A 10,959-nucleotide genomic window follows, 5' to 3' on the forward strand; every position below is an offset into this window, starting at 1 on the left:
CTGGCGGCCGAGCGGGGCGCGGCGGCCGCCAGCGCCACGCGACTGGCGGCACTGGACGCGGACCTGCGCGCCCTGACCGCTGAACTGGGCGCGCTCGACCCCACCCTGAGCGGCGCGGCGCAGCGCACCCGCACCCGCACCACCGCGCGCGTCGCGCACCTTCAGAGGCTCGCCACGCACGCCCTGGCCCGCGCCGAGAATGACCGCAGCGGCCAGTTGACCCGCCTGAAGGTCCACTTGCTCCCGAACGGCGTGCCCCAGGAACGCGAGATGAACTTCCTGACCTTCCTGCTCAAGCACGGCGACACGCCCCTGCGGCAGTTGCTTGCCCTTCCGGCAGGCTGGCAGGGCGAGCTCGACATTCCCTGAAGCGGAGTCCGATTAATTCGGTGGAGTTCTGAATCAATCCGAGCGGACGCGAGTAGGAACAGCAGACGCCCCTTCGCGGTATGGAGCCACAGACGGCGCTTTTCCGACTGTGGCGCAGTGAAGCGGCAGTCCGTATGACGCGATAGACGCAGCGCGGGCGGCGCCATTCGACCGGGCCGCCCGCCTGCCGCCTTGCTTTCCTACCTGCGCTTTCCTATTTGCGCGGGATATTCACGTCGAACAGGGCGCGCACGAATTCCTGGCTGTCGAAGGGTTGCAGGTCGTCCGGCTGTTCGCCCACCCCGATGAACTTGATGGGTACGCCGAGTTCGCGGACGATGGCGACCAGAATGCCGCCCTTGGCGGTTCCGTCGAGTTTCGTGACGATCACGCCGGTCAGGGGGGTCGCCTCGTGGAATTTCTTGGCCTGTTGCAGGCCGTTCTGGCCGGTAACGGCGTCCAGAACCAGCCACGTTTCGGAAGGTTCGGCCGGATCGGCCTTCTCGACCACGCGGCGGACCTTCTTGAGTTCTTCCATCAGGTTGTGCTTGTTGTGCAGGCGGCCAGCGGTGTCAATGAACAGCAGGTCCGTGCCGCGCGCTGCGCGGGCGCTGGCGCCGTCGAAGGCGACGGCGGCGGGGTCGCCCCCGTCGGTTCCCTGCACGACCGGAATGCCCAGGCGCTCGCCCCACTCGCCGAGTTGCGCACCGGCGGCGGCGCGGAAGGTGTCCCCGGCGGCGAACATGACGCTCTTGCCGCGGTTCATGTAGTACTGGCCGAGTTTGGCGATGGTGGTAGTCTTGCCGACGCCGTTCACGCCGATGACCATGACCACGTGCCCCTTGGGATCGACGCTGGTTCGCCGGGCGTCGGGCGCGAAGCCAAGCTTGCGGAATTCGGCGCGGCGGGCGTCGGGTTCGAGTTGCAGGGTCAGGGCGTCCATCAGGGCCTGCTGGAGGTCCTTGCCCTCGGCGCGGCGGATATCCTCGAGGATGTCCTCGGTGGCGGCGCGGCCCACGTCGGCGGCGATCAGGGCGTACTCCAGGTCCTCAATGGTGTCGAGCCGGTTGGTGACGACGTCCCGCACGTCCTGCCCGAGGAAGCCGGCGGTCGTGTTGATCTGCTGGCGGGTCTTGCTGAGCCCGTCGCGCAGGCGTTCGAGCCAGCTCACGCGCGCGCTCCGGCGGGGTGGTTGGGGTTGACGTTCATACGAGTACCATAGCGTCCCTGGCGCACGCCGCACCGTTCATACGGACCTGTGCGGACTGGTCTGCCGTACCGTTCCACCCCGGCGGACAGGGGCGCGAGCAGGAAGGACTGTCGGGCGTAGCGCTGGCCATCCCGTGAAGTTACGCCTTGCTCATGGAACAGACGAAATCCGGATCAGTCGGGCCGCGCCTCACGGATCAGGACCAGTTTCAGGGTACTCAGGCGCGCAGGGCTGAACGCGCCCCGACCCAGGACGCGGTCCCCGAGGGCCAGGACCGGCACGTGGTCGCCGTGCTGGGCGCGCAGGTGCGGGTCGAGTTCCACATTCACGGTCTGCACCCGGAATTCCAGGCGCGCGAGGTTCCCGGCGGCCTGTTCGCACAGGTGGCAGCCGGGGCGGGTGTAGAGGGTCAGGGTGGGCAGGTTCATGTGGTCGGGCCCATCGCGGCCGACTCGTGGGGATGGGTGGTCTGAACGACTTTCGGGCGGCCCAGGAGGCTCATGGCCTGCACGGGCGCGTACATGTCGCTGGAAGTCAGCAGGTCGCCCACGGCCGAGAAGGTCCGCAGCACCTGTCCGCCCTGACGCACGGCGAAGATCTGTCCGTCCGGGCCGACCTGGATCAGCCAGGGCGCCTCGGCCGGCTCTCCGACCAGGGTTTCCATGGCGAAGGTCATGCCGGGCGTGCCGTCGGACTCGATCTTACGGATCTTGCGGGCCACGCTGTCCACGATGTACACCGCGCCGAACTGGTCCACGCCCAGGCCTTCCAGGGGGCGCAGGGTATCGCTGCTGCGGTCCAGGCGGAAGGCGTAGCGGCTGATGTACTCCCCTTGCGGGCTGAAGCGCTGCACCTCGTGATTCCCGGTGTCCAGGACGTAGACGTGCCCGTCGGGGGCGGCGACGATGCTGCTGGGCTTCTCGAAGCGGCCCAGGCCCTGCCCGCGCCCGCCAAAGCGGCGGATGAAGCGGCCCTGAGAGTCGAACACGACCACGCGGTGTGCCTCGGCATCGAGCACGAACACCTGTCCCTGCGCCGCGGCGATCCCGACCGGTTGCAGCAACTCGCCCTCATTCAGGCCGTAGGGGCCGAAACTCAGCAGTTCGGTGCCCTGCGCGTCGAGTTTCCGGACAAGCGCGCCGGCCTTGCCCTGGCGGTAGTCGAGCAGCGTGACGTACAGGTTCCCTTCCGGGTCGCCGGTCATGGCGTTGGGCGCGCCGGGCAGACCCTGGGCGCCGCCGGTCTGGTCGCGCAGGCTGGCGCGCAGTTTGCCTTTCAGGTCCAGCAGACGCAGCGTGCCGCGTTTCTCCTGCACGCTCATGGCGAGCGCGATGGGGTCGTTGAAGATCTCGTCGGTCAGTACGCCGGCGTCGATGCGGGCGATCACGTCGTCCAGGGTGGGGCGGTGGGCGGGGTCCTTCTCGATCATGTTCAGGATCAGGTCGTTCAGTTTGCCCGGCACTTCCAGCCGCACCTGCTTGGGCGGTTTGGGCGTCTCGAACACCTGCTGGTGCACCACGGCCTCGTAACTGCCTTTAAAGGCCGTGTGTCCGGTGACCATCTCGTAGGCCAGCAGGCCCAGCGAGTACACGTCGCTGCGGGCGTCCACACGGTTGCCCTTGGCCTGCTCCGGGGCCATGTAGATGGGCGTGCCGACGCGCGCGCCGGTCATGGTCAGGCGGGTCAGGACCTTCCCGACGGCAATGCCGAAGTCCATGAGTTTCACGCCGCCTTCGCGCAGCACGCCGTCCGTGAAGGCGTTCCTGAGGACCATCACGTTGGCGGGCTTAATGTCGCGGTGCACGACGTTCTGCATGTGAATATGCCGCAGCGCGTCGGCCAGCGCGCGGATCAGCTGCGCGCCCTCATGAAAGCTCAGGGTGCGGCGTTCGAGCAGGCCCTCGAGACTGTCACCTTCCAGGAATTCCATGGCGATGTAATGCTCGGGATCCTGCATGCGGTAGTCATAGACACGCACGATGTTCGGGTGATTGAAGCGCTTGAGCACCTCCGCCTCGCGGTAGAAGCGTTTGACGAACTTGGCGTCTGCGAGGTACTTCTCCTGCGGGACCTTCAGGGCGACCACGCGGCCGTCCTGGCGGCGGCGCGCGCGGTACACGCTGCCCATCCCGCCGATCCCGACCCGGTCGAGTACCTCGTACTCCTGAAAGCGCAGGTCCGTGACGGTGTGCGTGGTGGCGGGTGGGCGTGAGGGCGGCACGGGCGTGGCAGCGCGCGGCGCGCGCGTGGGGTTCTGCTGGCCGGGCAGGCGGCCGGGCCGGTCGAGGCTGGGCATCACGACCCGGCCCAGACGGAACGCGGCGGTGACCAGCACGAACGCGGCGGCCGTCAGGACGCCCTGCGTGCGGTTCAGGTTCTCCAGTTGGATGGGACCGCCGCCGGCCGTCAGGGTCAGGTAGGCGAGCAGCAGCGTCATCAGGGCGGCGGCGGCGGCCCCCACGGTGCCCAGGACCCGTTCGGGCGCGCGGACCGTCAGCAGGACACCCACAATGAACAGCGGTACCAGCAGCAGCGCGATCATGCGGGCCTGGCCGGGCAGGAAGAGGGAGGCAACAGCTTCATTACACACAGTTATACAGAGCCGGGCCTTGCGCTGCACTTACAGTTCCCGGCCGACCGGCGCAGTGGCTGACTGGCCGGCGCACTTCCTGGCTGGCGGGTCAGGGTGAACGGCCGCGCGGTCCCGGGTGCGGAGGGCGCGGCAGGTGCGGCATACTGGGGGCAATGGTCACTGCGCAGCCTCCGGTCACGCCGCGCCTCCTGGCAGCGCGCCGCTCACGGCAGGGTGGCGCCGCATGAACTACCTGACTGAACTGACCGAACTGTTCGAGTACAAGGTCGCGGACGTGCTGGCAGGCCGGGTACCGCGCGGCGGGTGGCGGTCACTGGGCATGCTGCGGGAAGAACTGCTGCAGGCACCGCTGGAGCCCGCGCTGCTGCGCCGACTGAGCGAGGCAGACCAGCAGTACCGCCTGTACCAGAAAGGCAGCCGCCCGCCCGAAGCGAACCCCCGCGCGTCGTTTAACGGGCCGAGCATCTGGACAGCCCCCGCGACCACCGAGACCGACGAGTCGCGTGCCTGGGAGGACCTGCAACTGCTCGCCTGGCATCACCGGACCTCCCGGCTGGTGAGCGTGCAGGCGCTGCGCTGGCAGCGGGAACCGGCGCTCGCGCAACTGCGGGTACTGTTCGCAGTGACCGAGAACGCCGAACGGGCCGCCGCGAACACCGCGCAATCCGTGGCGGTTCCGCCTGTTGACGATCCGCTGATGGACCTGCACGACCCGGAAGTGGTGCAGAACCTCGCGGGAGCACTGTCGAAGCTGCTGCTGAGCGAACAGGGACGTGCGCGGGTCCGCACGGCCCTTTCCGCCGCGCAGAGCGCACCCTTTCCCCGGCACGCGGACGAGGACGTGCTCGCCGCGCGCATCGCGGCCGCCGAGCGCGAACCGCTGGGCACGCAAGCCCGCGAGGACCTCGTCCGCGCCCTGAGGGCCGAGTACCCCACGCCACGCGATCCGCGTGAACGGCCCGCCATCCGCGAGGCGGCGCAGCAGGTCGCCGCTTTCCTGGAACCACTGATCATAGCCGCGCCCACCCCGACCCTGGGGGCCGTGCCGCACGGCAGCGTCCTGTACGCACGGCACCCCGCGGCGGCCATGCGCGCCCCGGACGACGGCGCGGACGTCCTGGTCATCAATCTGCGAGGCGGTCAGACGGCGCGCTGGCGCGGCCTGAACGTGAGCTGGCAGCCCATCGGGAAGAACTGGCAGATTCAGGTGGCGGGTCAGGTGGCGCTGCTACGACCCTCGCGTGATACCGGGGATGGCCCGCAGAGCATCATCCTTCCCGAGACGCAGCTGCGGGCCTTCGTGAGCGGCGATTACCTGATGCTGCGCCTCGAAAGTCAGGCGGCCACGGAACTGGGCACACGGGCGTCGCTGGGACGGGCGGTATCGCTGCTGCTGGACCCGGGCGGCGAGTACCTGTTCCTGCGTATGGCGCGCGCGGCGGCGCAACTGCTCCGCGGGGCGCCGCTGGACCTGCCGTCGTTGCAGGGATCATCAGCCCGCAAGTACCGCGACGCCACGCCCGACGCCCTGATGGCCTTCGCGCGCAAGGGCGTGGAGTCCCTGATGGTGCGGCTGGGGCGCACGGACACCGCTCAGGCCGCGCAGGTGTTCCGCGCGGCGTCCGACGCGCTGGGTGTGCACCCGGTTCTGGGCCGCCGACTGCACGAGGCGCTGCACGTGGCGCTGCGCAGCCCGGAAACGCTCTCCGATCCGCGCGCCGGGAAGAACCTCGACCTGCCGGACACCGGGGAATTCCTGAGTGTCCTGATGGGCGACGACCCGCTGACCCTGCAGGCCGGGACCCGGTCGGTCACGCTGCGACTGGACTACAAGTCCGAGCTGGCCGTGATCATTCCGGGGCACGCGCCCATGATCTTGCAGGACCTGCTGGTGGTGCGCGTGCCAGACCTGAACTTGATCCTCGTGCGGCATGGGCAGTGGCTGGCAGCCGCTGCCGTGCACGATGAGAGCACGGACATGATCAGCCCGGACCTGCTGGAAGACGGGCTGTTCTCGACCCGTCACTGATCCCGTCTCCGGTTGATACGGATTCCGATTGATTCGGAAGTACGCTGAATCAATCCGAGCGGATGCGAGTGGGAGAAAAATGGGCCTCCGGACGTGGAGCTGGCAATCCGGTGAAGTTCCGGATTGTCAGCGAAACAAACGGAATCTGTATGAGAGGTGCGGAAAACTGTTCAAGCCCGAGCGGAGCGGAGCACTGCGGGTTCCAGACGTGAAGCCGGGAAGCCGGTGAACTTCCGGGTTGATGGCGGAACAGGCGGCTGCCCGCATGATGCGGCGATTCGCTTACCATGTGGGTCATGACTGCGGTTCATTCACCCCTGCACCCGCCGGTCCTCGTGGCGGTTCTGATTCCTGCCTTCAACGAGCAGGAGACCGTGGCGGCCGTGGTGGGGGTGGCCCGGCAATTCGCGCAGGAGGTCGTGGTCGCCTCGGACGGCAGCAGTGACGGCACGGCGCAGGCGGCGCGGCAGGCAGGCGCGGTCGTGGTGGAACTGCCCGAGAACGGCGGCAAGGGCGCGGCCCTGCGCGCGGCCCTGAACGCCACGCAGGCCGAGTTCGTGCTGCTGCTCGACGCCGACCTGACCGGCCTGAGCGCCGCGCACCTGCAGACGTTGCTGGACCCTGTACAGGCCGACACGCTGGACATGAGTATCGGCGTGTTCGAGGGGGGCGGGTTCGTGACCGACTGGGGCAACAAGCTCACGCCGCACCTGAGCGGACAGCGGGCCTGCCGCCGCGCCTGGCTGCTGAGCGTACCCGGCCTGGGCGAGGAACGCTGGCCGGAACCCGCCATCACGCGGCACCTGAAGGTGACGGGGGCACGCTGGGCGTACGTGAACCTGCCGAACGTGGCGCAGGTGGTCAAGGAAAAGAAACGGGGCTTCTGGCGCGGCGCGGCGGCCCGCACCCGCATGTACGTGTCCCTGCTGACCTACCGCGTACGCCGCCGAAAATCCTGATACGGACTCCGGTTGAATGGTTTGCACAAACCATTCAACCCGAGCGGAGCGAGTGGGAGCAAAGCGGGTTCCGGGCGTGGAGTTGGCAACTTGGCGCCTTCCCAAGTTGTCAACGAAACAGACGGAATCCGTATGACAGGACCGCCAGCGGCGCGCGGCAGCCCGGCTGCCGGTCAGCGCAGCAGGTCGATGCGGCTGCCGTCCGCTGTTTCGTAGCGCACGACGCCCAGCGTCGGCACGAAGTACGTTTTCTGCACGCTGATCTTCCCGGCGGCGGTCGTTTCGGTCTGAATGGTCAGGGCATTGAAGGTGCCGCCCACCGTTTTCAGAGGGGTCACGCCGGTCACGGTAGACACGGTCCGGACGGCGCCGTTACTGCCCCTCCAGATCATGCCGGGACTCAGTGGGCCAGGCGGGTACACATTCAGCGGCGAAGCGTACCAGCTCAGGCGACCCCCTACGTTCACCCCCCGCAGCCACACGCTGCCGTCCGCGCGGAATTCGAGCAGGTCCTGCGTGTAGGTGGTGCTGCCGTACTGGTGACTGACCGGCACGACCGGCACGCCCCGGTATGTCACGGCGGCGCCCATGACCTGCGTCTCGCCGCTGGAGTACGTCCAGCGGGTTCCAGCCTTGCGGGGGTAGTAATTGCTGTCCAGCGCCTGGGCGGTCAGGAGCGCCGCCCCGAGCAGACCCGGCAGCGGGAGGACGAGGGCGCGGCGGACGGTAAGGCGGGCAGGGGCGGGCATCGCCCCCCAGCTTAGTGCCTGCCTCTCACGCGGGCCTGACAGGATGACCAGCCCTCCCCCACCGGTCACCCGAACACCACGCCAGCCGTTGACCGCTACCAGATGACTGTCGCCAGATCACTGTTGCCGCCTGACTGTTGCCGCCTGACGGCCACCAGAGGAGTTCAGGAAGGCCTGGTAGCACAGGGCAATGCCCTGTCTTTCATCAGCCGTTCCTGGGTATCGTCATCCACGTAGATCAGCCCGAAGCGTTTCCCGTACCCGAAAGCCCATTCGAAGGCATCTATCAGGAACCACGCGGAGTAGCCGCGCACGTCCACCCCGGCCTGGCTGGCGTCCAGCAGGGCAGTCAGGTGCGTGCTGAGGAACTCGGTGCGGCGCGGGTCGTGCACGAGGTCGCCGCTGCGTTCGTCGGAGAAGGCGGCGCGGTTCTCGGTGATGTATTGAGACTGGGGTACATCTGATACGGACTGCGGTTGATTCGGTGCAGTTCTGAATCAACCGCAGTCCGTATCACTCCTGGTCCCTGCCCAGTTCGTCGCCGCGCCGGGTGGCCTGCGCCACCGCTTCCATCAGCGCGCCGCGCACGCCGGCCTTCTCCAGCGCCGCCAGGCCCGCGATGGTTGTGCCGCCGGGACTGGCGACCTCGTCTTTGAGCAGGCCCGGATGCGCCCGCAGTTGCAGCAGCTCGCCGGTCGAGACGAGCAGCTTGGCGGCCAGTTCGTTTGCCAGGGGGCGCGGCAGGCCCATGCGCACGCCGCCGTCGGCCAGCGCCTCGGCGACCACGGCCACGTAGGCGGGACCGCTGGCGCTCATGCCGGTAAAGGCGTTGAACAGGTGCTCGGGCAGCTCGTAGGCGTCCCCGACCGCCGCGAACAGCGAGCGGGCGAAGGCCAGATCACCCGCGTCCGTCGCCTCACGTGGGCCGGTGATGGCCGTCTGGCTCCGCCCGATGGTCGCCGCGAGGTTCGGCATGACCCGCACCACGCGCCGCGTACCCAGGCGGCGGGTCAGGGCCGAGACGCTGACGCCCGCCATGGTGCTGATGTACCCGGCGTTCTCCTGCGCCAGCCAGTCGGCGGCCTCCAGGAACACGCGGGGTTGCAGACTGACCAGGATGCGCTCAGTGCCGGGCAGGTCGGCGGGCGTGACGATCTGAGCGCCGGTCCGCTCGGAGATCTCGCTCACGCGCGCCGTGTTTAGGTCCAGCAGCCCGATTTCCGACGGGGCGATCACGCCGCGCGAGGTCACGCCCTCCAGCAGAGCCAGTCCGAGTTTCCCCACGCCAACGATCACGAGCTTCATGCGCGTCAGTATAGGTGCGCGTGCGGTGGCCCGGACTGCCCGGCTGTTCGTTGTGCAGACGGCCCCGCGCGCCGCTGACGCTACAGCAGGGAGCTGCCAAAAGGGCCGGGCAGCGCGGGCGGCGCGGCGCCGCTGGCCATCAGGTCCATGAACGCCTGCACGAGCGCCGGATCGAGGTGCGTGCCGGCCATGCGGCGCAGCTCGCGCAGGCTGTCGCGCGGGCTCCAGGGGGCCTTGTAGGGCCGCTCGCTGGTCAGGGCGTCGAAGATGTCCACCACGGCGAACAGTCGCGCCAGCAGCGGAATGTTCTGCCCGCTCAGGCCGTCCGGGTACCCCTGACCGTCCCAGCGTTCGTGGTGGTGGCGAACCACCTCCAGCACCTCCGGCGGCACGAGGCCCTGCTCGCGCAGCAGCGTCTCACCGATGGTGACGTGCCGCCGCATCCACTCCCGCTCGGCGCTATCGAGTTCTCCCTGCTTGTGCAGGACGTCATCCGGAATGGCGATCTTGCCCAGATCGTGCAGGTACGCGCCCCAGCGCAGGTGCGAGAGCTCGGTGGTGGTCAGGTCCAGCCACTGCCCCAGTTGCAACGCGAGGGCAGTGACGCGGTCGGTGTGGCCCTTGGTTTCGTAACTGCGGTACTCCAGCACGCGGCCCAGCACCCGGAAGGTGTTCTCCCGCACCCGCGCGAGGTCCCGCAGCGACCGCTGCCGCTCACTGGCCTTGCCGACCTCGCTGGCCAGCACCCTGAGCAGCGGCGCGACTTCCGGCGCGGGCGGCGCGGAACGGTGCAGCAGCGCCATGACGCCGCCGACCGTTCCGGCGTACCCGACCGGCGTGACGCTCAGGAACCCGGGGACAGCGGGCCCCTGTGCGCCCGGAATGTCAGCCGCCTGCTGGCGCGGCTCACCGGAGCGCGCAACTGCCAGCAGCGCCGCCTGCGCCTGCGCGCTCCACAGGCCCCGCGTGTCGCCTGCCGAGGCGCTCAGGTCCGCCGCGCTGAACCCGCCGGTTCCCGGATCGGAGCGGCCAGACGGCATGGCCGGGTACAGGCCGTCCACCGGGAGGGTCAGCAGCGCGCCCCCCACCGCCCCGCTGGTGTCCAGCAGGTGTTGCAGGCCCCGCCCGGCCATCTCGGACGGCACCCGGCTGTCCCCGACGCTGCCCAGCACGCTGATCAGGGTCGGTGAGAGCGCCGGGTCGTGGGGACGCCGGCGTTCCAGGCCGCGCGGACCGGCCGCGTGAATGGGATCGCGCGCGGCGGCGCGCAGCACGTTCCAGATGAGTGCGTCCGGGTCCGACAGCCACGGCTGCGGGAAGCGGCGTATCTGGAACACCCACGCGACCGGCGGCAGGTCCCCACTGTTCAGGGGCAGCATCAGCGTGCGGGTCAGGCCCAGCGGCTCGGGGTCCAGCAGGAGCGGCGAGCAGTGGCCAGGCGGTCCGGCGAGCACGTCCGGCGCGCGGGGTGTGGGGCGCGCGCTGAGCATCCCGGGGCGCAGGTACCGCTGCGCGGCATACAGGTCCGGCCAGTCGAGTGTCCCGGCGCTCAGCACAGGCCCGCCCCGCGCGGAGATCAGGGCCGCGCCGTCCGCCCGGACCAGACGCATGGCGGCCTGCAGGGTCACCTCGGGGAGCGCGTGCCCGTCGCGGAGCAGCTGCGCGGCGCGCTGCAGGTCCGCCGCCAGCCGCGCCGAACGGGTCTGGCGCAGCAGCGCCGTGTGGGCGACGGCTGCGTGCGCCGA

Annotated in this window: 10 protein-coding genes; 3 read left to right on the forward strand and 7 right to left on the reverse strand. The window is 69.3% G+C overall.

Annotation, left to right across the window (positions count from 1 at the left end):
• Positions 1 to 369, forward strand: a 369-nt coding sequence (gene bshC / locus QZ271_RS12550) for a bacillithiol biosynthesis BshC (RefSeq protein WP_291431983.1), incomplete at its 5' end; no start/stop codon positions are given.
• A gap of 214 nt (positions 370 to 583) precedes the next feature.
• Here bshC and ftsY read toward each other — a convergent pair.
• The 3 genes from ftsY to QZ271_RS12565 form a co-directional block, all read right to left on the reverse strand.
• Entirely contained in the window at positions 584 to 1,540 is a 957-nt protein-coding gene (gene ftsY, locus QZ271_RS12555; protein WP_291431985.1) for a signal recognition particle-docking protein FtsY, read from the reverse strand.
• Between the two features lie 212 nt (positions 1,541 to 1,752).
• Entirely contained in the window at positions 1,753 to 2,007 is a 255-nt protein-coding gene (locus QZ271_RS12560; protein ID WP_291431987.1) for a glutaredoxin family protein, read from the reverse strand.
• On the reverse strand, positions 2,004 to 4,121 hold the full coding sequence (locus tag QZ271_RS12565; protein ID WP_291431989.1) for a protein kinase: 2,118 nt from the start codon (positions 4,119 to 4,121) through the stop codon (positions 2,004 to 2,006). Before QZ271_RS12565 ends, QZ271_RS12560 begins: the two co-directional genes overlap by 4 nt.
• A gap of 274 nt (positions 4,122 to 4,395) precedes the next feature.
• Here QZ271_RS12565 and QZ271_RS12570 point away from each other — a divergent pair, with 274 nt between their 5' ends.
• Both QZ271_RS12570 and QZ271_RS12575 read left to right on the forward strand, forming a co-directional pair.
• A complete protein-coding gene (locus QZ271_RS12570; RefSeq protein WP_291431991.1) occupies positions 4,396 to 6,201 on the forward strand; it encodes a hypothetical protein in 1,806 nt (601 codons plus the stop codon).
• 296 nt (positions 6,202 to 6,497) lie between these two features.
• Positions 6,498 to 7,160: a glycosyltransferase family 2 protein gene (locus QZ271_RS12575; RefSeq protein ID WP_291431994.1), complete on the forward strand. Its 663-nt coding sequence runs from the start codon at positions 6,498 to 6,500 to the stop codon at positions 7,158 to 7,160.
• 173 nt (positions 7,161 to 7,333) lie between these two features.
• Here QZ271_RS12575 and QZ271_RS12580 read toward each other — a convergent pair whose 3' ends face one another.
• The 4 genes from QZ271_RS12580 to QZ271_RS12595 all read right to left on the reverse strand — a co-directional run.
• On the reverse strand, positions 7,334 to 7,909 hold the full coding sequence (locus QZ271_RS12580) for a hypothetical protein (RefSeq protein ID WP_291431996.1): 576 nt from the start codon (positions 7,907 to 7,909) through the stop codon (positions 7,334 to 7,336).
• 164 nt (positions 7,910 to 8,073) lie between these two features.
• On the reverse strand, positions 8,074 to 8,301 hold the full coding sequence (locus QZ271_RS12585) for a family 1 glycosylhydrolase (RefSeq protein ID WP_291431998.1): 228 nt from the start codon (positions 8,299 to 8,301) through the stop codon (positions 8,074 to 8,076).
• Positions 8,302 to 8,422: 121 nt separating this feature from the next.
• Positions 8,423 to 9,214: a pyrroline-5-carboxylate reductase gene (gene proC, locus QZ271_RS12590; RefSeq protein ID WP_291432001.1), complete on the reverse strand. Its 792-nt coding sequence runs from the start codon at positions 9,212 to 9,214 to the stop codon at positions 8,423 to 8,425.
• An 80-nt stretch (positions 9,215 to 9,294) separates the two neighbouring features.
• A partial coding sequence (locus QZ271_RS12595; protein ID WP_291432003.1) for an HD-GYP domain-containing protein occupies positions 9,295 to 10,959 on the reverse strand: 1,665 nt, incomplete at its 5' end.

This window comes from Deinococcus sp. (genome assembly GCF_018260555.1).
GTDB lineage: Bacteria > Deinococcota > Deinococci > Deinococcales > Deinococcaceae > Deinococcus.